Source organism: Lentihominibacter faecis (assembly GCF_014306095.1).
Lineage (GTDB): Bacteria > Bacillota > Clostridia > Peptostreptococcales > Anaerovoracaceae > Lentihominibacter > Lentihominibacter faecis.
In genome coordinates, this window is the sequence record NZ_JACRWC010000088.1 from 1 (window position 1) to 23,786 (window position 23,786).

18 protein-coding genes and 1 pseudogene are annotated in these 23,786 nt (G+C 49.8%); all 19 read left to right on the plus strand.

The window, feature by feature from the left end; translation table 11 throughout:
- Positions 1-1,337: replication restart helicase PriA (gene priA / locus H8876_RS06820; RefSeq protein WP_249287106.1), on the plus strand; the 1,337-nt coding region annotated here is incomplete at its 5' end.
- Positions 1,338-1,378: 41 nt separating this feature from the next.
- A complete protein-coding gene (gene def, locus H8876_RS06825) occupies positions 1,379-1,861 on the plus strand; it encodes a peptide deformylase (RefSeq protein ID WP_249287107.1) in 483 nt (160 codons plus the stop codon).
- 5 nt (positions 1,862-1,866) lie between these two features.
- Positions 1,867-2,790 (plus strand): methionyl-tRNA formyltransferase, encoded by a 924-nt coding sequence (fmt, locus tag H8876_RS06830; RefSeq protein WP_249287108.1) that lies wholly within the window; start codon positions 1,867-1,869, stop codon positions 2,788-2,790.
- 23 nt (positions 2,791-2,813) lie between these two features.
- On the plus strand, positions 2,814-3,518 hold the full coding sequence (locus tag H8876_RS06835; protein ID WP_249287109.1) for a zinc metallopeptidase: 705 nt from the start codon (positions 2,814-2,816) through the stop codon (positions 3,516-3,518).
- On the plus strand, positions 3,518-4,810 hold the full coding sequence (gene rsmB, locus H8876_RS06840) for a 16S rRNA (cytosine(967)-C(5))-methyltransferase RsmB (RefSeq protein WP_249287110.1): 1,293 nt from the start codon (positions 3,518-3,520) through the stop codon (positions 4,808-4,810). The genes H8876_RS06835 and rsmB overlap by 1 nt, the downstream gene beginning before the upstream one ends.
- Before the next feature lie 18 nt (positions 4,811-4,828).
- On the plus strand, positions 4,829-5,557 hold the full coding sequence (locus tag H8876_RS06845; RefSeq protein WP_177265775.1) for a Stp1/IreP family PP2C-type Ser/Thr phosphatase: 729 nt from the start codon (positions 4,829-4,831) through the stop codon (positions 5,555-5,557).
- Between the two features lie 15 nt (positions 5,558-5,572).
- Complete coding sequence (gene pknB, locus H8876_RS06850) at positions 5,573-7,291, plus strand: Stk1 family PASTA domain-containing Ser/Thr kinase (protein WP_249287111.1); 1,719 nt, start codon at positions 5,573-5,575, stop codon at positions 7,289-7,291.
- A 12-nt stretch (positions 7,292-7,303) separates the two neighbouring features.
- On the plus strand, positions 7,304-8,215 hold the full coding sequence (rsgA, locus tag H8876_RS06855; protein WP_249287112.1) for a ribosome small subunit-dependent GTPase A: 912 nt from the start codon (positions 7,304-7,306) through the stop codon (positions 8,213-8,215).
- 34 nt (positions 8,216-8,249) lie between these two features.
- On the plus strand, positions 8,250-8,912 hold the full coding sequence (gene rpe / locus H8876_RS06860) for a ribulose-phosphate 3-epimerase (protein ID WP_249287113.1): 663 nt from the start codon (positions 8,250-8,252) through the stop codon (positions 8,910-8,912).
- 37 nt (positions 8,913-8,949) lie between these two features.
- On the plus strand, positions 8,950-9,987 hold the full coding sequence (gene plsX / locus H8876_RS06865) for a phosphate acyltransferase PlsX (RefSeq protein WP_249287114.1): 1,038 nt from the start codon (positions 8,950-8,952) through the stop codon (positions 9,985-9,987).
- Positions 9,980-10,675, plus strand: coding sequence for a ribonuclease III (gene rnc / locus H8876_RS06870; RefSeq protein WP_177265771.1), 696 nt, complete (start codon positions 9,980-9,982; stop codon positions 10,673-10,675). The genes plsX and rnc overlap by 8 nt, the downstream gene beginning before the upstream one ends.
- Positions 10,665-14,207 (plus strand): chromosome segregation protein SMC, encoded by a 3,543-nt coding sequence (gene smc, locus H8876_RS06875; protein WP_249287115.1) that lies wholly within the window; start codon positions 10,665-10,667, stop codon positions 14,205-14,207. Before rnc ends, smc begins: the two co-directional genes overlap by 11 nt.
- A gap of 36 nt (positions 14,208-14,243) precedes the next feature.
- Complete coding sequence (ftsY, locus tag H8876_RS06880; RefSeq protein WP_249287116.1) at positions 14,244-15,143, plus strand: signal recognition particle-docking protein FtsY; 900 nt, start codon at positions 14,244-14,246, stop codon at positions 15,141-15,143.
- Positions 15,136-16,459 (plus strand): annotated as a pseudogene (der, locus tag H8876_RS06885) (ribosome biogenesis GTPase Der). Before ftsY ends, der begins: the two are co-directional and overlap by 8 nt.
- Positions 16,452-17,078, plus strand: a complete 627-nt coding sequence (gene plsY, locus H8876_RS06890) for a glycerol-3-phosphate 1-O-acyltransferase PlsY (RefSeq protein WP_249287117.1) — start codon at positions 16,452-16,454, stop codon at positions 17,076-17,078. Before der ends, plsY begins: the two are co-directional and overlap by 8 nt.
- Before the next feature lie 4 nt (positions 17,079-17,082).
- Entirely contained in the window at positions 17,083-18,078 is a 996-nt protein-coding gene (locus H8876_RS06895) for an NAD(P)H-dependent glycerol-3-phosphate dehydrogenase (protein ID WP_249287118.1), read from the plus strand.
- 5 nt (positions 18,079-18,083) lie between these two features.
- A complete protein-coding gene (gene miaB / locus H8876_RS06900; protein WP_249287119.1) occupies positions 18,084-19,445 on the plus strand; it encodes a tRNA (N6-isopentenyl adenosine(37)-C2)-methylthiotransferase MiaB in 1,362 nt (453 codons plus the stop codon).
- A gap of 76 nt (positions 19,446-19,521) precedes the next feature.
- Positions 19,522-20,991 carry a stage IV sporulation protein A gene (gene spoIVA / locus H8876_RS06905; protein WP_249287121.1) on the plus strand — a complete coding sequence of 490 codons (1,470 nt, stop codon included), beginning with the start codon at positions 19,522-19,524 and terminating at the stop codon, positions 20,989-20,991.
- A 529-nt stretch (positions 20,992-21,520) separates the two neighbouring features.
- On the plus strand, positions 21,521-23,011 hold the full coding sequence (locus H8876_RS06910; RefSeq protein ID WP_249287120.1) for an MFS transporter: 1,491 nt from the start codon (positions 21,521-21,523) through the stop codon (positions 23,009-23,011).
- Positions 23,012-23,786 lie beyond the last annotated feature (775 nt).

Consider the following 23,786-nt stretch of genomic DNA (forward strand, 5'->3'; position numbering starts at 1 on the left):
GAGACGGACAGATCGTCATCGGAGCACGTTCGGCAGTATTTGCGCCCCTGGAAAACATCGGGCTGATCGTGATCGATGAAGAACATGAGACTACGTACAAATCAGATCATACCCCGAAATACGATACCATCGAGGTGGCGCTGAAGCGGGTGCAGGATAAGGACAATAACGGGATCCTGCTTCTGGGAAGCGCGACGCCGTCAGTTGTATCGTATCAGCGGGCACAGGAAGGGATCTATGAGCTTCTGGAATTGACAGAGCGCTATAATAAAGTGGTGCTGCCGGAAGTCAGCATCGTCGATATGCGTGAGGAACTGAAACGAGGAAATCGTTCTATCATAAGCAGCGAGCTTTACAGTAAAATGAAGGATACGCTGGAAGCGGGCAGACAGGTGATCCTGTTTCTCAACAGGCGGGGATATTCTACGTTCGTGTCCTGCCGGGAGTGCGGCTATGTGGCCAGATGCCCCGGCTGCGGTCTTTCTCTGACTTATCATAAAGCAGGCGGCCAGGCGGTGTGTCACTACTGTGGCTATCATGAACCGGCGCCGAACAAGTGCCCGGAATGCGGCAGTAAATATATCAGGTATTTTGGCAGCGGGACAGAAAAACTGGAAGAAGCCGTATCGGATCTGTTTCCGGAGTATGCGGTGGAACGCCTTGATTTGGATACGGTGAAGCGAAAGGGAGAACTGACGCGGAAGCTGAAGGCTTTTCGCAGTGGAAAGACACAGATCCTCATCGGAACGCAGATCATCGCCAAGGGGCTGGACTTCCGCAATGTAGGTCTTTCCGGGATCGTTTCGGCTGATGTGTCGCTCAATATTCCTGATTTCCGCTCGCCGGAGCGTACATTCCAGCTGATCACGCAGGCTGCGGGACGGGCGGGGCGCGGCGACAGTCAGGGTCACGTGGTCATCCAGACCTACAGCCCGGAGCATTACGCTGTAGCCTTTGCATCACAGCATGATTATAAAGGTTTTTTTGAAACAGAAAAACAGCTGCGTGCCTACATGGGGTATCCACCATACAGCGATCTGTTCCAGATCGTGTTTACGGCAAAGAGGGAGGATGCTGCAAAGGATGGAGCGGAAAGCTGGTATGAGCGGATCCGCGGCAGGATGGCGCGTGAAGATCAGGAAATGGTATTTCCGCCTCAGCAGGCGTATCTGGGAAAGATCAAGGATATCTACAGGTATTCCATGCTGATCAAGTGCCCGCAGGGCCGAAGAGCAGAATATTCGCGCATAGTAGCGGCGGTTCGTGAAGAAGATATTGAAAAGAAGAAAAAAGATTATACGGCGATCGTAGATATCAATCCATACAGTTTTATTTAGCAGAAGGCGGCCGGAGGCTGCTTTGCAGACAGGAGGAAAAGATGGCACTTAGAAATATTTTGGAGGATGGTGATCCGATCCTGCGCAAGACGTGCAGGGAAGTGGATCAGGTGACGGAACGGACGCAGATGATCCTGGATGATATGGTAGAGACCATGCGTCAGGCACAGGGCGTGGGACTGGCAGCACCTCAGGTCGGCATCGTGAGAAGGATGTTCGTGGCAGAGCCGCAGCCCGGGGAGCTTTACTATTTTGTCAATCCGCAGATCGTCTCTAAGGAAGGTTTGCAGGAAAGCGAAGAAGGATGTCTGTCGGTTCCGGGATACGTGGGAGTGGTAGATCGTCCGGAAAAGATCGTCATAAAGGGTCTGGACCGGGAGGGAAATCCACAGGAGTTTGCCCTGGAAGGATTTCCGGCTATCGTGATGTGTCATGAATACGATCATCTGGATGGTATTTTATATAAGGACAAGGCGAAGGAAATGTATGAACTGACCGACGCTGCAGATACTACAGAGGAGTGATGCCGATGAAAATCGTATATATGGGGACGCCGGATTTCGCTGTGCCGTCCCTGGAAGCGCTGGTCCGCGCCGGCCATGAAGTGGCATGCGTGGTAACGCAGCCGGATGCTGTGCGAGATCGCGGGAAAAAAATAAAATATTCACCTGTGAAGGAAAAAGCTCTGGAACTTGGAATACCGGTCCTGCAGCCCGTAAAAGTTCGGAAAGACGCGGAATTTTTGCAGCAGATGCAGCAGATCGCTCCAGATCTGATCGCGGTAGCAGCATACGGTCAGATCCTGCCAAAAGAGATCCTGGAGCTACCGGAGTATGGCTGCCTGAATGTGCATGGTTCGCTTTTACCTCGGTTTCGCGGTGCTGCTCCGATTCAGCGGGCTATCATTGAGGGCGATGAAGAGACAGGTATCACGATCATGTATATGGAAGAAGGTCTGGATACCGGGGATATGCTGGCAAAGGCGGCGACCCCTGTTGGACGGAAGACCGGACAGGAACTTCACGATGAGCTGGCACAGATGGGCGCGGAGCTTTTAGTGGATACGCTGGATCACTTAGGGGAGCTTCCAAGGGTGAAGCAGGACGATGCATTGTCCACTTATGCACCGATGATCTCAAAAAAAGAAGGACATCTGGACTTTTCGCAAATGCCTGTACGTCTGGAACGAACGATACGGGCTTTTGATCCGTGGCCGGGAACCTTTGGATATCTGGGAGACAAGATGATGAAATTCTGGAGAGCAGAAGTGCCGGGAATACAGACGGATGCAGCAGATGGAACTGTGGTGGCTGCCGGAGAGGCAGGGATCGATATTGCCGCCTGCGGGGGGATACTTCGGGTGACAGAAATCCAGATGCCCGGGAAAAAAAGAATAGAGGTAAAAGAATATTTAAAAGGTAATTCCATTGAAATTGGAACAGTTTTAGGATAAAATATTTTTCGAGAGGTGATTTTATGTATTTTGGGATGTTCGATCCGACGATCGTGATCCTGATTCCTGCCATTATTTTCGCATTGTATGCGCAGGGAAAGGTAAAAAGTGCATATAACCGTTATGCGCAGATCAACAACAGACGGGGGATCACCGGTCATCAGGCTGCGCGTATGATCCTGGATGCCAACGGACTGCGACATGTTCCCGTTGAAATGACTGCGGGGACGCTGACAGATCACTATGACCCGAAAAATGATGTGATGCGACTTTCCAGTGAAGTCTATAACGGGACTTCCATTGCATCGGTCAGTATCGCGGCTCATGAGTCAGGCCATGCGATCCAGGACGGGACTTCGTATGCGTTTCTCAGATTCCGAAGTGCTATCGCTCCGGTAGTAAGCCTGGTATCTGTGGCATCCTGGCCACTGATCCTCATAGGACTTGCTATCATCTGGGCCGGCAATCAGACAACAGGGAATATGATTTTTGATCTGGGAATTTTGTTTTTTGCGGCAGTTGTGCTGTTTCACACGGTGACTCTGCCGGTAGAATTAAATGCCAGCAAGCGGGCGATCCGCCAGCTGGTGGACTTGAGGATCATTGAGCCCGCAGAGACGGCCGGGGCGAAAAAGGTGCTGTCCGCAGCAGCAATGACATATGTTGCGGCACTGGCGACTGCAGTGGCGAATCTGATCCGTATTTTAATGATTAGGGGGCGTGACTAATGGATATCAATCGTAAAACCGCATATCTGGTGCTTGTAGATGTAGAATCGAAAAAGGCTTATTCGAATCTTGCACTCAATCATCAGATGGTCATCAATAAGCCAAATGCACCGGGATTTGTTCGGGAACTGGTATACGGAGTTCTGGAAAACAAGCTGACGCTTGATTACTATATAGACCTCCTGGTCAAAGATGGCGTGAAAAGTTTAAAAACACCGGAACTGATCATTCTCAGAATGGGTGTCTATCAGATCGCCCACATGGGGTCTGTTCCGGAATATGCCGCTGTTAACGAGAGCGTTGTACTGGCTAAGAGATACTGCCACAGCAAAGCTTCTCTGGTCAACGGCGTTCTCAGAGAATACATCAACAAAAAGATCCAGCTCAGACTTCCGGCAAGAGGCGAGGATGAAGTGCGCTATCTGTCAATAAAGTATTCTTATGCTCCATGGATCGTAGAAATGTGGCTGGATCATTACGATATTGATTTTGTGGAAAAGCTGCTGGCAGCAGGCAATGAAACGCCTCCGATGACGATCCGCCTCAACTGGCTTAGGGTCATGAAACCGGATCTGATCAAGAACCTGCAGGAGAGAGGCTTTACGGTGGAGCAGGGGTCGCTGTGCCAGAATGCGCTTCATGTCAAAGGAAACAATCTTCTGGATTCCGATATGTACAAGCTGGGACTGTTTACTCCGCAGGATGAGAGCTCCATGCTTGTGGCAGAAAAACTGAATCCGAAGCAGGGAGACCTGGTGCTGGATGTATGCGCAGCTCCAGGCGGCAAGACGACAGCTATCGCAGAACGTATGAACAACACAGGACGGATCATAGCGTCCGATGTATATAAAAGAAAACTGGAACTGATCGAAAAAGAAGCGGAACGTCTGGGAATTCGCAATATCGAAACCAGATCCTGGGATGCTACGAGAGTAGATTCATCCCTGCTGCAGAAGGCAGATCGCGTTCTTGTAGATGCACCGTGCTCCGGTCTGGGTGTGGTGCGCAGAAAACCGGAGATCAAGTACAAGGAATATTCGATGGAAATGGAACGTCTGCCGAAGAAACAGCTGGCGATCCTCTCCGCATCATCTTCCTATGTAAAACCAGGCGGCACGCTGCTTTACAGCACCTGCACGGTAAATCCGGAGGAAAACGAAGAAGTTGTAGAAGCCTTCCTGCGCAAAAATCCTTCGTTTGAAAAGAAAGAAAAGCTTCTGCTCCTTCCACAGGTGGATGGAACAGATGGATTCTTCATCTGCGTGATGAAGCGTTCCGAAAGCTTGATTTAAAAGAAAGGCAGATAAAGTATGGTGCAGATTGGATTTAAATGCGACAAGGGGATCATGAGGCAGAATAATGAAGATGCCTGCTTTGTTGTCCCCGGGCGGAACGTTTATGTCGTGGCTGACGGAGTAGGGGGAAACAACTCCGGAGAAGTAGCCAGCAGGACTGCAGTCAGTGAAATTGCCCGCATGGTCAATGAGGCAGCGATGGATCAGTATCGCAGTCCGGAAGAGATATTTGGATTCTTCGCGGATATCATCGAAGACGTAAACGAGCAGATCTATCAGATGGGCCTGCAGTCGCAGCAGAATCGAGGCATGGCCACGACCATCGTGACGGCCTACATAAGGATGAACTCGGCTTATATTGCCAACATTGGAGACAGCCGTGCATACTTGTTCCGCAGCGGAAAGCTGGGGCAGATCACCAGGGATCACACCTATGTCAATGAACTGATCGATAAAGGCGTGATCACGGAAGATGAAGCGGAACACCATGAACAAAAAAACGTTATCACCAAGGCACTTGGAACGGAACACAGGGCGGATCCGGATTTTTATAAGGTGGATCTGGAGAGCAATGATATCCTGTTGCTTTGTTCCGATGGACTTTACGGAGAAGTGCCGGCAGAAAAAATAGCACAGATCCTGAAAACGGATCAGAATATGAACGATATGTGTACAAGTCTGGTGCAGGAAGCACTGGCAGCCGGAGGCCGTGATAATATAACGGTGATTTGTTTGAAAATATAAACTGAGGAGGAAAAGATGAGTAATAAGGTACTCGCAGGCAGATATGAGCTGTTCGAGAGAGTCGGCGAAGGCGGCATGTCTGTAGTATACAAGGCAAAAGACAAGCTTTTGAATCGTTTTGTAGCGATCAAGATCTTAAAGCCTGAATTTATCAACGACCATAAATTTATCGACAGTTTCAGAAGAGAATCACAGGCGGCGGCGAGCCTGTCCCATCCTAATATCGTAAATATCTATGATGTAGGCCGGGAAGGAAACATCCACTACATAGTAATGGAGCTGATCCAGGGGAAAACGCTCAGCGATTACATCAAGGAGCAGGGCCCGATGCCGTATCCGAAAGTGATCGCTTTGTCCAAGCAGATCGCTGCAGCACTGGCTTTCGCTCACAAGAATCACATCATTCACAGGGATGTGAAGCCGCACAATGTTATGATCACACCCAATGGTACAGCTAAGATCACCGACTTTGGTATCGCCAAGGCGGTCAATGCTGCGACTATAGTAGACAATACAGAAGGGATCATCGGATCTGTTCACTACTTCTCGCCGGAACAGGCAAGAGGAGGGTATGTGGACGAGAAATCCGATATCTACTCCCTGGGCATCGTGATGTATGAAATGCTGACAGGAAGAGTGCCGTTTGACGGCGACAATCCGGTAAATATTGCACTGATGCATATCAATGGGGAGATGATACCGCCATCCAAACTGGTAGATGGAGTTCCTCCGGCTTTGGAACACATCATCCTCAAGTGTACTGACAAATATCCGGTGAACCGTTTCGCGTCGGCAGATGAACTGATCGAAGCATTGAATAACCTGGAATTTGTCAGCACGGTAGTAGGAGATTCCGTTTTAGTAAACGGTAGAAACCGTGATGAACAGAGAGGTCCGATCGCTGAAACAGATTACGATGACGGCGAGGACGAATACGTAGATGAACGGGATTACAACCGGAAAAAAGGCAAGAAGCCGCCGATGAGTAAAAAGAAGAAGATCATCATCATCGCATCGGCAGTCGCAGCAGCATTGCTGCTTTTCGTTGTGATCGGATTTGCGACAGGTCTGTTTGGAGGCAAGGAGATCGAAGCTCCGGACTTTAAGAACATGACGCTGAAAGAAGCGAAGATCGCGGCGAAGGAATACAAGATCCGCATCAAGAAGGGCGATGAAGTAGTCAGCGAAGAAGTGGAGAAGGGACGTATCGTATCGCAGGATCCAGACGCTGGTACGACGATCAAGACGGGAAGTACCGTGACCGTAAATATCAGCAAGGGTCTGGGAGACGGATCGGTTCCTGATCTGCGGGGCAAGAAGCAGAGCGAGCTTGCCGACTACCTGGAAGCAGCCGGATTCAAGCTTGGAACGGTAAGCGAAGAAGCCAGTGAAGAAGAAAAGGGCACTGTGCTCAGTCAGGATCCTGATGCAGGTGAAGAAGTGGAGAAGGGAACTGCCATCAACGTTGTAGTCAGCGACGGATCCAAGGCGAAGGCGACGGTTCCGTATCTGGTAGGAAAATCCATAAATGATGCGCAGTCAGCATTGTCCAAGGCAGGACTTTCGCTGGGTTCCATCAGCTATGAATACAGCTCCACATATGCAGAGGGAGAAGTCATCTGGCAGCAGTACGATGCCAATGCACAGCTTGACAAGGGGACTTCCGTGCGGATCCGTGTCAGCAAGGGCGCGAAACCGACAGAAACAACGACCGCACCGGATGAAGATGATTGAGGACGTTAATGTATGAGCGGTAAAAAAGGCTTAATAGTAAAAGGAATCGCCGGGTTTTATTATGTAAAATCCGGCGATGAAGTATATAGATGCAAGGCAAGGGGTGTGTTCAAGCAGAGAGCGGTCAAACCGGCAGTAGGTGATGAAGTCGAATTCGAAGTGATCCCTGAAAACGATGACAGCCTTATCACCGGCGTGCTGCCGCGCAGGAACAGTTTTATCCGCCCTTTTATTGCCAATGTAGATTGTTTTGCGATCGTTACGGCAGCAGCATCGCCTGCACCGATTTTGTCAGTCATCGATAAATTCATGGTGATGGCGGAGAAAAACGGTACAGAGATCATCCTTTGTGTCAATAAATGTGATCTGGCAGAAGGAGACAGGGAAGCTGCGAAGAAGGCACAGGAAAACATTGCCGCGCTGCAAAGGATCTACGGATCTGTGTATCCGGTACTTTTGATGGATCCGGATCGAGAGGAAAGTCTGGCGGAGTTTCGGCGCATGACACTGGGGAAAAAGGTGGCGCTGGCAGGAGCTTCAGGTGTAGGAAAATCGACGATACTAAACAGGCTTATTCCTCACGCGCAAGCTGAGACCGGCAAGATCAGCAGCAAGTCCGAAAGGGGAAAACACACGACACGTCATGCGGAGCTGTTTTCTATCGATGAGAAACATGGCACAATGATCTTCGATACGCCGGGATTCACATCCTTTGATATTCTGGAAGCAGAGGAAGAGGAACTGCAGCATTTGTACCCGGAGATGACAGGATTTCTGGGCGGTTGTCGATATCATAACTGCAAGCATTTGTCAGAGCCGGGATGCAGTATCCGGCAGGCAGTAGAAGAAGGAAAGATCGCTATAGAGCGATACGAGTCATATAAGAGCCAGATGGAAGAGATCCGCAAGGCAAGACAGTACTAAAACAATATATGTGCAGAAATGTGAGGTAACTACTATGATCGAATTAGCACCATCTATATTATCCGCAGATTTTTCGCGTCTGGGAGAAGATGTGAAACAAATCGAGAATGCCGGAGCGCATCTGATCCATGTAGATGTCATGGACGGACATTTTGTACCGAATATCAGCTATGGTGCAACGGTGATGAAGAGCCTTTGCGGCAGGACGCAGATGCCGTTTGATGTGCATCTCATGATAGAGAATCCGGATCAGTATATTGGTGATTTTGTTACGGAACAGACAGAATATATCACGGTGCATCAGGAAGCGTGCCGTCATATCAACAGGACGGTGCAGCATATCCGTTCCATGGACGTCAAACCGGGAGTGGCCATCAATCCTGGAACGCCGGTTTCCGCTCTGGAATACGTGCTGGAAGATGCAGATCTGATCCTGATCATGTCGGTCAATCCGGGATTTGGCGGACAGAAGTTCATTCCGTCAGCTATCAGAAAGGCACAGGAATTAAAAGGGCTCCGGGAAAAATACGGACTTGATTTTCGTATCGAAATCGATGGAGGGATCAACCTGGCCAACGTAAAAACAGTGATCGATGCCGGTGTTGAGATCATCGTAGCCGGATCATCCGTATTTAAGGCGGAAGATGTTCCTGCACGTGTACAGGAATTTTTAGATATATTTGAGAATAGAGAATAACAGAAAAGAAGAAAACGAGTAAGAAAAGAGGAAGAACATGAATATTGTATTAGACGGCATGGGTGGAGATTATGCCCCTCATGAAATGGTAAAAGGCGCCGTACAGGCGGCAGAACTGATCGAAGATGATATTTATATCGTTGGTAAGGAGGATATGATCCAGGCAGAGCTGAACAAAATGGGATATCAGGGTGAGCAGATCCATATCGTCAACGCGCAGGAAGTCATCACGATGGAAGACAGCCCGGTAAAAGCCATACGCAGAAAGAGCGATTCCTCCATGGTGGTCGGACTGAATATGATCAAAGAAGGAACCGGAGATGTATTTGTTTCCGGAGGAAATACAGGGGCGCTTGTGGTAGGCTCCCGGCTGATCCTGGGAAGGATCGAAGGAATAGATCGTCCGGTGCTGGCAAGCGTTTATCCATGTATGGGAAAGGAACCGTCCATTCTGGTAGATGCCGGAGCAAGCTCGGAAGCCAAGGCTCATAACCTGCTGGAGTACGGTCTTATGGGAAGCATCTTTATGGAACATGTGTGGGGAAGAAGCAATCCTCGCGTTGGTCTTGTGAACCTGGGAGTAGAGGAGAGCAAGGGAACCAGCATGACCAAGGACGCATTCAAAAAACTGAAAAAAGCACCGGTTAATTTCGTTGGAAACGTAGAGGCCAGAGAAGTGCCGAGAGGTGCCTGCGACGTCATCGTCTGTGACGGATTTGTCGGCAATGTCATCCTCAAACTGACAGAGGGCGTAGCCATGAGCATTCTGGAACTGGTGAAATCCAAACTGATGGCTAGCATCAAGAGTAAAATGGCTGCACTGATGCTGAAGCCACAGTTAAAATCATTAAAAAAAGAATTTGACTATGAAGAATACGGTGGTGCGCCGATCCTGGGAGTAGACGGACCGGTGCTTAAGATCCACGGATCGTCTACAGCTAATGCAGTACGCAATGCCATCATCAAAAGCGTTCCGTACAGCAAGGAAAACGTGGTGGAGATCATCCGTCAGTCCATGCTGGAGCTGGAGGAAGTTATAGAAAAAGATGAAGAGGAGTATTCGATCAATGAATGAGCGACATCAGCTGGAAGAAAAGCTGCAGTACAAGTTCAATAATAAAAAGCTCCTGATGACGGCAGTGACCCACAGTTCTTACGTGAAAGAACACTGTCACGAAGAAAAAAGCAATGAACGCCTGGAATTCCTGGGGGACGCATTCTTTGACGCAATCATCGGCGAAGAACTGTTTCATATTTTCCCGCAGGAGGAAGAAGGGTTCCTGTCGCGTATCCGAGCCACGCTTGTCTGCGAGAAATCTCTTGCGCAGGAAGCGAAAAAGCTGGAGCTGGGACAGTATCTGCTCCTGGGGAACGGAGAAGAAAAGAGCGGTGGCAGAACCAGAGAGTCTATTCTGGCAGACTGTATGGAAGCGATCATCGGAGCTGTTTATCTGGATGGTGGATTTGAAGCCGTGAAAGACTGTGTGCTGCGCCTGTTCGCATCTTCCATTGAAGATGCCAGACATGGGAAATATATCATTACAGATTACAAGACCGCACTGCAGGAAAAGCTGCAGAGCCGTGGTATCACGGATATCAAATACCGCCTGGTCAAGGAGATCGGGCCGGATCATGACAAGACATTTATCGTGCAGCTGATCGTAAACGGCAGACCTGTTACCAAAGGCAGAGGAAAGAGTAAAAAACAGGCTGAGCAGCAGGCAGCGGAAGAAATGATGGAAAGGGAAATGCATGTACTTTAAGAAAATCGAAATGCATGGGTTCAAATCCTTCGCGGAGCCTGTTACCATAGATTTCAGCAGCGGGATCACCTGTATAGTAGGTCCAAACGGCAGTGGTAAAAGCAACATCAGTGATGCGATCCGCTGGGTACTGGGCGAACAGAGTCCGAAGATGCTGCGTGGCGGCAAGATGGAGGAAGTCATTTTCTCGGGAACATCCAGCCGGAAATCACGCGGAATGGCAGAAGTGACTCTGGTGATCGACAATGGAGAAGGGACGCTGCCCATCGATTATAAAGAAGTTGCTTTGACACGGCGTATGTTCCGTTCCGGCGAAAGCGAGTATCATATCAATGGCAACCAGTGTCGCCTGAGAGACATCAGAGAACTGATCATGGATACCGGTATCGGAGTTGATGGATATTCCATCATCGGACAGGGCAAGATCTCAGAGATCCTCAGCAATAAGACGGAAAGCCGCAGAGAGATTTTTGAAGAAGCTGCCGGGATCGTGCTGTACCGTACAAAAAAGGCAGAGTCCGAGCGAAAGCTGGAAGCTGCCAATGCCAATATGGATCGTGTACAGGACATCATCGGCGAAATCGAAAGCAGGATCGACGGGCTGAAGGAAGACAGTATCAAGGCGAAGGAATACCTGAAGCTGCGAGATCGCTATAAAGAACTGGAAATCAATATCATACTGAAAAATATAGAAAACCTGAAAGCAAAAAGTGAAGGCATCCATGAGGATCTGAAACAGCTGGATGAGAGCCTTGCCAAAACCCGCGGGGAAAGGTCGGCAGCGGAACAGTCTGCAGCCTCCCATGAGGAACGCAAGGAAACACTGGAATCCATAGCAGAAGAGACCAGAACTCAGCTGATGGAAGTGATAGATGAACTGAATCATCTTGTCAGCCAGGAACAGATCGATAAAGAACGCCTGGGTGTCATTGCAGAAAATCAGGAGAGACTGACAGCTGAGATCCAGGAGCTGCAGGAAAAACTGCAGCGAGAGGAAGAAAATCAGAAATCTTTGCTGGAAGGAAGCAGGCAGACGGAAGAACGCTTTGCGCAGGCCAAAACAGTACTGGATGAAAAAGTGGAGCTTTATGACTCCCTTTCGCAGAAGCTGGCGAGTCTGATGCAGCAGGCGGATCAGCATAAAAACGAAGTGTTTGAGCACTCCGGTGACAGGAGTTCTGCAGAGGCGGAAATCAGCAGTCTGCAGCGGATGGCAGAGACCCTTGAAAGAAGAAAAGCCGCGCTTCTCAGTGACAAAGACAGCGGAGAGGACAGCAACAAGGAAACCCTGGACAATTTAAACCAGATGCGTCATGAAAAAGAGCGTATCGTAGACAATCTGGAACATATCAAAGAGCAGAGGCTGCTGAAAAAAGAAGAATTCGCGGCGATGCGGGAGGATGAGAAAAAACTTTCCCGCACCTTTGAAGATCTGCGGATCAGTCTTAGCCAGCTTTCTGCACGAAAAAAGACCATCGAGGAAATGGAAAGCAATTACGAAGGGTATAACTATGCCGTTCGTTATATCATGCGTTCAGGACTTTCGGGGATCCACGGCGTAGTAGCAGATCTGATCACGGTCCCGGAAGGATATGAGACTGCCATAGAAACGGCACTGGGAGCCGGACTGCAAAATATCGTCTGCGAAAACGATGAGAGTGCAAAGGCTGCGATCCGTGCGCTGAAAGCGAATAAAGCCGGACGGCTTACGTTTCTGCCGGTCAGCTCAGTGAGAGGACGGACGTCGTATGAAGAACGGTTGCGGCAGGAAGCAGGATTTCGAGGGTTTGGACCGGAATGCCTGACTTTCGATCCCAGATATCAGGGGGTCATCTCTTATCTGCTTGGCCGGGTGGTGATCGTAGATGATATGGATCACGCGGTACGGATGTCTAAAAAGGGAGGCGGACTGCGGTTTGTCACACTGGATGGAGAAGTCATAAATGCAGGCGGCGCCATCACCGGTGGTAAATATAAAAATAAAACGGCCAATATCCTGGATCGAAAAGCAGAGATCCAGAGCCTGGAAAAAGAGATCATAGGAAAAAACAACCAGAAGGATGAAGTTGGACGCAAGCTGGAAAGCCTGCGGGAAGGAATCGGCGGATACGGGAGCCAGATGGAAGATCTGGAAGAAGAGATTCGCAGTACAGAACGGATCCTGCTGGAAAAAGAGCATGAACTGAAGCTGACAGAAGCAGCCCTGCGGGAGATCCGCAGCAGCAGTCAGCGGCTGGAGCGTGAGCTTTCCAGCATTGAAACAGAAAAGAAGCATTCTGCGGAGATGGTGGAAACTTTGCAGAAGAAGATCGCAGAAAATACCGAAGCGGTCGCAGAAGCCGAAAAAGCCGCAGAGCGATGCCTGGCAGAATACAACCGGCAGAAAGAACAGTTCGATGGTATCAGTGAGGAGATCACGAAGGCACGGATCGAGCTTTCCAGCTGCGAGCAGGAAAAATCCCACATGGATTCCATGAAGAAACGGATCAGTGATTCTCTGGCGGAAATGCACAGCGATATCCACAGAAGGAAACTGCAGCAGACCGAGCTGAGACAGGAACAGGAAAAACTGACAGGGGAAAGTGGCGCTTCCAGTGAGCAGATCCAGGCGAAAACGGAAGAAAAAACAGCACTGGAGAGCAAGCTGGAGCAGGTCGGAGAAGAAAAGGCAGAACTGGTCAGAACGCTGGCGGCATCTGCAGAAGAACGAGATGCGCTTTCAGAGACCATCGAAAAACTGCAGAATCAGAAATACGAGCTTGATATCAAAAATACACGGAATGAAACCCAGCTGGACACCTATAAAAACAAGCTGTGGGAGGATTTTGAGATTTCATACATACAAGCCATGGAATTCCGTTCGGAGGAGTTCGTTATGTCTGCGGCCATGAAGGAAAGCCGTCAGGTGAAGAACCGGATGCGTGAACTGGGAGAGGTCAACGTGGGCGCTATCGAAGAATATGAAACGGTGCGTGAACGGTATGAATTCCTTACCGGGCAGCGGGCGGACATTCAGGAAGCGGCTGACGATCTTCACAGGATCATCGACGATATGGACAAGACGATCCGGATCAAGTTCAAGGAAAGCTTCGATCAGATCGTCATCAATTTCGAAGAGAAATTTCAGGAACTGTTCGGAGGCGGACATGCCGAGCTGAGACTCTCTAACGAAGAAGATCCGCTCAGTTCCAATATAGATATCGTAGCGCAGCCGCCGGGTAAAAAACTGCAGAACATCAATCTGCTTTCCGGTGGTGAAAAGACGCTGACGGCTATCGCGCTGATGTTCGCGGTACTGAAGGCAAAACCGACGCCGTTCTGCATCCTGGATGAGGTGGAAGCTGCGCTGGATGACGCCAACATAGACCGGTTCATCAACTGTCTGCGAAAGCTTTCCGGGATCCAGTTCGCACTGGTGACTCACCAGAAAGCGACCATGGAACACGCGGACGTCATTTATGGTGTGACCATGCCGGAGAAGGGCGTTTCTCGTGTGCTGTCCCTGGACATGGACAGTGATTTTGCATTATAACAGCCGTAAAACGGCGAAAAAAGGAGAAACTAGATTATGATGTTCAGAGAAGAAAAAAAATCGTTCTTTGGGAAAATGTCTCAGCGGATCGGTGATGCGCTGGCAGGCAAGGCGACCATTGACGATGATTTTATGGATGAGCTGGAGGAGATCCTGATCACATCGGATATCGGTATGGAGACCACCATGAAGATCGTAGATATGCTGCGGACCGAGGTGAAGACCAATAATCTGACAAAGCCGTCTGTCATCAAGATCCGTCTGGCCAAGATCATATCCAGCGTTATCAATAAGAAAGAAGAACAGAAGCTGTGTCAGGATACCCCTCTGGTGATCCTGATGATCGGCATCAACGGAGGCGGCAAGACTACGTCCATCGGCAAACTTGCCCATAAGCTGCGACAGGAAGGCAAAACTGTGATGTTGGCGGCAGCTGATACGTTCCGTGCCGCTGCTGCAGAGCAGCTTTGCATCTGGGGTGACCGTGTCGGTGTCAATGTCATCAAGCACAAGGAAGGGGCGGATCCGTCGGCTGTTATCTACGACGCGATCCAGTCTGCAAAGGCAAAGCACATCGACGTGCTCATCTGCGATACGGCCGGAAGACTGCAGAACAAGAAAAATCTTATGGATGAGCTGAACAAGATGAACAAGGTCATCGGACGGGAATACCCGGAGGCAGCCAGAGAGAATCTGCTGGTACTGGATGCAACGACTGGAAAGAACGCTGTTTCCCAGGTTCAGGAATTCGGGGATGTGGCCGATATCACAGGCATCATTTTAACGAAGCTGGACGGCACTGCCAAGGGTGGCATTGTCGTTACGATAGCGGATGAGTTTGATATGCCGGTCAAGTTTATCGGTGTAGGAGAAGGGATCGAGGATCTGAAGGAGTTCGATCCTGTAGAATTTGCGGAAGGAATTTTTAATGAGTAAACCACTGGTAGCCGTAGTAGGACGGCCAAACGTAGGAAAATCAACTTTTTTCAATAAAGTTGTAGGACGCCGGGTTTCCATTGTGGAAGATACACCGGGCGTGACGAGATAGGATATACGCGGAAGCGGAGTGGAAGGGGATCCATTTTGCACTGATCGATACGGGCGGTATCGAGCCGGACAGCAAGGATATCATCCTTTCTCAGATGCGTCACCAGGCAGAAATGGCCATGGATACCTCCGATGTGATCCTGTTTATGGTGGACGGCAAGGAGGGGATCACGGCAGCAGACCGGGAAGTCGCTTCCATACTGATGAAAACGGGCAAAAAAATCGTTCTGGCTGTCAACAAGATCGATAAAGCGGAGCTGCCGGATGATTTTTATGATTTTTATGAGCTGGGACTCGGGGAACCTATCCCGATTTCCGCAGCCAACATGCTGAATCTGGGAGATCTTCTGGATGAGATCGTGGACAGCTTCCCGGAAGGAGCAGGAACGGAGGAAGATGATTCCATCAAGATCGCTATGATCGGGAAACCAAATGTGGGAAAATCTTCTCTGGTGAACCGACTTCTGGGAGAAGACCGTGTAATCGTTTCTCCTATCGCAGGGACGACCAGAGACTCTATCGATACCCCGTTTGAAAAAGACGGCGAGCAGTATCTGCTCATCGACACGGCGGGGATAAGACGAAAGAGCAAGGTCAATGAAGATATTGAAAAATTCAGCGTGCTCCGTGCGGTGGCAGCGATCGAACGCTGCGACGTCTGCCTGCTGATGATCGATGCCCAGGAAGGGATCACAGAACAGGATAAAAAAATCGCCGGGATCGCCCATGAAGCCGGAAAAGGGATCGTTGTCGTGGTAAACAAGTGGGATCTTTTAGAAAAAGACAATCACACTATGAACGACTTCAAAAAAGAGATCGCAAGAGAGCTGACTTTCATGTCATATGCACCGTCGGTGTTTATTTCAGCACTGACTGGACAGCGTGTGGACAATGTCATTGCCATGGCGAAATATGTGGCGGAAAACAGAGCGATGCGCATACCGACGGGGCAGCTCAACAGTCTGATCACAGATGCGACCATGATGAAGCAGCCGCCTTCCGACAAAGGAAAGCGCCTGAAGATCTACTATGTGACGCAGGTGGGTGTCAAGCCGCCTCTCTTTTCCTTTAAGATCAATTCAAGACCGTTGATGCATTTCTCGTATTCACGGTATCTGGAAAACAAGATCCGGGAAAGCTTTGGGTTTGAAGGTACGCCTTTGAAATTCGTGTTCCGGGAGAAAGGGGAGAAAGAAGATGTCTAATGTAAACATCTGGCTGTGGGTACTGGCTCTCATCATCGCTTATCTGCTGGGGAACATTTCTCCTTCTACACTTCTGGCAAAAGCGAAGGGGATCGATATCCACAAAGAAGGAAGCGGTAATGCGGGTACGACCAATGCTCTGCGTGTCATGGGCAAGAAAGCCGGCGTCATCACTTTGGTAGTAGATGTTCTGAAAGGAACCATCGCTGTACTGATCGGATTTCTGCTGGCTGGTTCTACCGGGGAAGCCTGGTGTGTGCTGGCAGTATTTTGCGGACACGTATGGCCGGTATTCTATAAATTCAAAGGCGGCAAAGGTGTCGCCACGGCGTTCGGAGCGCTGCTGGGGTTAAATCCTCTTATGGCGCTGCTGACTCTGCTGATCGTTGTGATCGCAGTCCTGATCAGCAAGCGAATGTCGGTGGGCTCCATCACAGGAGCGGTAGTATTCCCGTTTATCTCCATGTTTATGGAGAGGGATTTTCTCTATATCGGGATCGTGCTGGCGATCATCATCCTGGTAAAGCACCGTGCCAACATCAAGCGGCTATTACAGGGAAAAGAGCCGGTCATGAGTATCTTCGAAAAGAAAAAGACCAGCGATGGTCAGGAGGACTAGCGTTATGAAAAAGATAGGTATCATCGGAGCAGGAAGCTGGGGCACAGCGCTGGCAACAGTTGTAGCAGACAAGGGAAATCCGGTAAAGATCTGGGACATCGATGCAGGTCATCTGCAGAGAATGGAAGAGAACAGAGAAAATGTGGATTATCTGCCGGGAGTTCCTTTAGGAGAAAATATCGCTATCGCGTTATCTCAGGAAGATGCATTGAGAGACGCTGATGTAGTGCTGTTTTCAGCGCCGGCGCAGCATTTCCGTTCCGCACTGGAAGGCGCACTGCCGTACATAAAAGACGATGCTCTGATCATCAATGTTGCAAAGGGCATCGAGCAGAAGAGTTTGAAGCGGATGTCTGAGATCGCAGCGGATGTGCTGGATATGGACCGCTACGTTATGTTATCGGGTCCGTCTCACGCAGAGGAAGTGGGAAGAAAACTGCCGACTACAGTGGCTACAGCAAGTCGTAATCTCAAGGCGGCAGAAGCCATCCAGGATCTTTTTATGACGGAACGTTTCCGCGTTTATACCACGGATGATGTGGTAGGCGTAGAACTGGGCGGCGCTCTCAAGAATATCATCGCACTGGGTGCAGGGGTATCCGACGGCATGGGTTTTGGAGATAATGCAAAGGCGGCTCTTATGACACGCGGCCTTGCAGAAATCACCCGCCTGGGGCTGAAGCTGGGCGCCAGAGCCGAGACCTTTGCAGGACTGACGGGAACAGGCGACCTGATCGTAACGTGCACCAGCATGCATTCCCGTAACAGAAGATGCGGGATCATGATCGGAGAAGGCATGAGTCCGCAGGAAGCGACCGAAAAAGTCGGCATGGTCGTAGAGGGCATGTTCACCACGGAAGCCGCGTATGAACTGGCACGAAGAGAAGGCGTGGAAATGCCGATCACAGAAGCGATCTACCGTGCTATCAAAGGGGAGATCAAGGCGGCAGATGCAGTTGGCATGCTGATGACAAGAGACAAAAAACGGGAACAGGATTAGTAGGCATGAACAGAGAGAACAACCGTAACTTTTTAGAAGGAAAGAAATACAATATCATTACATTTGGTTGTCAGATGAATGAGCACGATTCAGAGACCATTGCCGGAATGCTGGAAGAGGAAGGCTGCCGGCAGGTCTTGACCAAAGAAGAGTCGGATATCACGATCATCAATACCTGCAGCATCCGTGAAAACGCCGATAAGCGCTTTTTCGGAACGCTGGGACAGCTAAAAAAAATCAAGGAAAAGAATCCATCCTACATGGCCTGTGTCTGCGGCTGTATGATGCAGCAGCAGCACGTGATCGATACCATCCACGAAAAATATCCATGGGTGGACATCATCTTCGGGACGCATAATATCGACCGGTTCCCGGAGCTTTTAGAGCGGGCCTACATGGAACAGGCTTCCGTTATGGAAGTGCTTGCAGACACCAGTCATATCGCAGAAGGCCTTCCTGCAAAGCGGCTGTATCAGCACAAGTCTTTCGTCAATATCATGTACGGCTGCAACAACTTTTGCACATACTGTATCGTACCGTATACGAGAGGACGGGAAAAGAGCCGTGCTCCCGAGGATATCCTGCAGGAGATCGAGACTTTGGTGCGTGACGGCGTGCGGGAAGTGACTCTGCTGGGACAGAACGTCAATTCCTATAAGGGTGAGGATGCAGAAGGCAGAAGGTGGGATTTCTCAGATCTGATCTACAGGATCAACGCGATCGACGGACTGCAGCGGATCCGGTTTATGACATCCCATCCGAAGGATCTTTCTGACAAACTGATACAGGCATATGTGGACTGCGACAAGCTTTGCAATTACATACATCTGCCGGTGCAGTCGGGGAGCAGCCGGGTGCTGAAGCGCATGAACAGGCGATACGATCGGCAGAGATATCTGGATCTGGTGCAAAGACTCCGCCGCGCTGTACCGGAGATAACCATCAGCACGGATATCATCGTTGGTTTTCCGGGAGAGACGGAAGAAGATTTTGAGGACACTCTGGATCTTGTGAATCAGGTGCAGTACGATTCGGCGTTCACATTTCTGTATTCTGTGAGAAAAGGAACTCCGGCGGAAAAGTTCGAAGATCAGATCCCGGAAGATGTGAAACACGCACGCTTCGAACGGCTGGTGGAAGCCGTCAATGAAGCAAGCAGCAAGAAAAATGCGGCGTATGTCGGGCGTATCGAAAAAGTGCTGGTGGAAGGTGTCAGCAAGAAAAATGAAGCGACTCTCACCGGACGTACGGAAGGCTTCAAGCTTGTGGACTTTGCCGGAAGCAGAGATCTGATCGGACAAATGGTGGATGTGGAGATCACCGAGGGCAAGACCTTTAGCCTCAGTGGAAAAATCGTTGAAAAATAAGAATACTATCAGAACCTCCTTCGTATACTGTAGGGATAACAGTACAGGGCGCGGGGAGGTTTTTATTTTGGAGAATATGAGTATTTATGAGAATATTGGCCGTCGGACAGGCGGAGACATTTATATCGGCGTCGTGGGGCCTGTGAGAGTAGGTAAATCTACGTTTATCAAGCGATTTATGGATCTGATGGTCATCCCCAACGTAAAGAACCGATACGAGCGGGAAAGGATCCTTGATGAGATGCCTCAGAGCGGGAATGGCAGAACCATCACGACGACGGAGCCGAAGTTCATCCCGGCGGAAGCCGTCGATCTGGATGTGGAGAGCACTCTGCGGCTCCGTGTGCGGCTGGTGGACTGTGTCGGTTATCTGGTGCCGGGAGCATTGGGGGATCAGGAGGATGGGCAGCCACGCATGGTAGCCACCCCCTGGGATGAGGAAAAGCTTCCGTTTGAAAAAGCTGCTGAGATCGGGACTGACAAGGTGATTCGGGAGCATGCTACGATCGGTATCGTGGTCACGACGGATGGCAGCATCGGAACGATGGAACCGGGAAGTTACGGGGAAGCAGAAAACCGGGTGATCCGTCAGCTGCAGGCACTTCACAAACCTTTTGTGGTCGTCTTAAACTCTGTTCGTCCTGAGTCTGATTCTGCACGGGAGCATGCTGCTGTGATGGAGGAAAAATACGGTGTGCCGGTGCTCCCCCTGGATTGTGCAAAGGCTTCGCAGGCTCAGCTTACGGAACTGATGAGCAGACTTCTGGGCAGGTTTCCGATGAAGGAGATCCGGTTCAGTCTGCCGGGATATGTGGAGGGACTTGATGCGGATCACTGGCTGAAAAAGCAGCTGATCGAAACGGTTCGTCTCTGGTCACAGAAGTTTGATACAGTGGAAGAACTGCGTGGATCGGTGGCTGCTCTTCAAGATGGAGACGTGGTGGAGCATGCTCAGATCCGTTCGGTGGATCTGGGCAGCGGGCAGGCAGAGTTAAGGCTGGAACTGTTTGAACCGTTGTATTACAGGATCATTACGGAGCTGATGGAGGAGCAGGTAGAAAATGACGCCCAGTTCTTCGGACTTTTGAAAGAGTTCTCCAAGGCGAAAAAAGCTTATGACAAGCTGAAGGATGCCATGAAGCAGGTGGAAGATACAGGTTATGGTATCGTGGAACCGAAGCTTCATGAAATGACGGTAGAAGAGCCGGAAGTATTCAAACAGGGAGATAAGTACGGAGTGAAGATCACAGCCAGAGCACCGTCGCTGCACATTATCAGAACGGATATCACAACGGAAGTCTCTCCGGTGGTCGGGAGTGAAAAGCAGTCAGAGGATCTGGTCGAGAGTCTTAAAGACGATCTGCGAAACGCGCCTAATGGTATATGGGACACCAATATTTTCGGCAAATCTCTGTACGAAATGGTAGCGGAGCAAATGGAAAACAAAATCGCAGGAGTGCCGGATAATATTCGCATTAAGATCCAGAAATCCCTGCAGAAAATCAGCGATGAAGGAAAAGAATACTTTATCTGTATCGTGCTGTGAGACCGAACTGAGACTGCCGGGACTGGGAGGCGGAATGCTGGGACTGTAACTGCTTGGGCTGTGAGGCGGAGTTGAGAGTGCTAGGACTGAGAGGCAGAATGCTTGGACTGTGACTGCTTGGGTTATGAGGCAGAGTTGTGACTGCCGGGACTGTGACTGCTTGGGTTGTGAGGCGGAGTTGAGACTGCCGGGACTGAGAGGCAGAACCGCAGCTGCTTGGGCTGTGAAGCGGAGTTGGAAGCTCCGGAAGCGTAAGGCTGAACCGTGACTCCTTGGAACGTGAGACGGAACCGTAGATGCCGGGATGTTGGCGCAGTGGTAAAATCTCAAGGCACTGTACATACTAAGGAGTATGAAGACATGTGAGAAAAGGAACAATGGAATGCGGAACGAGCAGATCAGAATGGCGAACCGCCCGAAACCAAAGCAAGATCAGGCGGCCGGAATGCCTCAAACCCTGAAACCAAAGCAAGATCAGACAGCTGGAATGCCTCAAACCCCAAAACCAAAGCAAAGTCAGGCGGCCGGAATGCCTCAAACCCCAAAACCAAAGCTTACGATTCTGGTGGTGGTGCTGACAGCATTCGTCACTACCTTTACAGGAAGTGCGCTCAATTTGTCCATCCCGGACCTGTCACAGGAATTCCATGCAGGCGCCGGGATGGTCGGCTGGCTTGTGACCGGATATACGCTGGCGGTAGCTGCCTGTTCTGTTCCTGCAGGAAGGGTGGCGGATATCACCAGCCTGAAATCAGTACTGGCGATAGGAGTTGGTTTGTTTACGATTTGCTGTATTGCAGCTGTTTTTTCTATATCCATAATGATGCTGATTTTGATTCGAGTAGTACAGGGAATAGGAGCAGCTATGATATTCAGCACCAATACAGCCGTACTTCTTAAGGCATTTCCAGCGGAAAACCATGGACGAGTCATCGGGTATTCTCTTGCCGCCACTTATGCCGGTCTTTCCTCAGGCCCTGTCCTGGGAGGATTCCTTAACCAGCATTTCGGATGGAAAGCAATCTTTATCGTAACGGGTGTGATCACAACTGCAGCATGTATCGCAGTGCTTAGACTGCCGGGAGATAAAAACGTAAAAAATTTGAAGACGGATAGCTGTGGAGAAAGCCACCACCTTTTGACTGATACTGATTTGCATGGAAAAACTCTGCAGCAACTTGTCAGAAGAAAATCAAACCAGCAGCAGGATCCAGAAGAGACGCTCACAAAGCCACACAGCCTGGATCTGACTGGAAATTTACTCTATCTGATCTCGATCGTTCTGCTGATGTATGGGCTGTCGGAAATCGGCAAGGGCTGGATCTCACCGGTGTTGGCGGGAGTGGGACTGGCTGTAGGGATGTTTTTCCTTCGCCATGAATACAGGACAGAAGAACCGGCGGTGGATATCCGCATGTTTCGTGAAAATATCGGATACGGGTTTTCCAATCTTTCGGCATTATTAAACTACGGAGCCACCTTTGCCATCAGCTACCTGGTATCCATCTACCTGCAGGTGGTGCAGGGATTTTCATCTCAGGCGACAGGGCTGATCATGATCGCCCAGCCGGCGATCATGGCGGGCCTGTCGCCAGTGGCAGGAAAGCTGTCAGATCGATTTTCTCCGTTCAAACTTTCCTCTATCGGAATGGGTCTTTGTGCACTCGGGACGTGCCTCTTCGTTTTCCTGAACCAAGGCACGTCCCTCTGGATTGTCATCACAGCACTGATCATAACGGGGTTTGGTTTCGCCCTGTTCTCATCGCCTAATACCAATGCTGTGATGTCCTGTGTGGAAGAAACAAACTATGGTGTAGCCTCTTCCATTTTAGCAACTATGCGCTCCATCGGTCACACCATCAGCATGGTGATCGTCACGATCATAGTTACCTGCTGTATGGGAGATGCTTCCCTGGCGGAAGCATCCCCAGGGATTTTGATCCGCGTGATCCGAATCGCTTTTATCATTTTCACCGGTATATGCATCGCAGGAGTTTTTATTTCCCTGAAGCGGCGGTGAGCTGCCGACATCCCGATCCGGAAGTCTGACTGGCCGCCAGCTTTCCGTTGCCGGTATTTCAACCTGGAAGTTTTGCTGCCAGCCTTCCTCGCTCTGGCGATTTGCCTGTCGCCTCGACACCGCCAGCCTTTCTCACTCTGACGGTTTGACCAACTCTCGACACTGCTGGCCTTTCTCACTCTGACGGTTTGCCTGTCGCCTCGACATCGCTGGCTTTCCTCCGGCGGTTTGTCATCACCGATTCTTTTAAAATCATGAATTCCCAGATAGAAAATAATTTGAGTTATTTGGGAACTAGCTTCTCAATTTTAATGGCTTTTCTATTTATGAATTCCCAGATTGACATTTATGATAGTCATATGGGAAGTGAACAGCGGCAAATCCATTGGATATCAGGTGCCGCACTCTTTGCAGCCCAGAAAAATTCCCGAAACAACATAAAAATATACAATGTGGGAACTCCCCAAACAGACATTGTAAAAAGATTGTAATGAACTTCCCATATGCTAATATTTTTTTTCGGAATGGGAATTCACGAATGCGCGTGCAGTGAAGAAAAGGCAAATAATCCAAATCCGAGTCCTTTTGTCCTCGATATGGGAATTCACGAATTCTACAACAAGATAACACACTCTGATGATTGCACTTTAAATACAGAAATGGCAAAATAAAACAAAAAGGAGGAGATCATACTATGGAAAAGAGATTATTATATCAAAATTCGATGGAGGAAACTTTGCAGCAGCTGCTGCAGGATCGAGAACAGCAATTGATG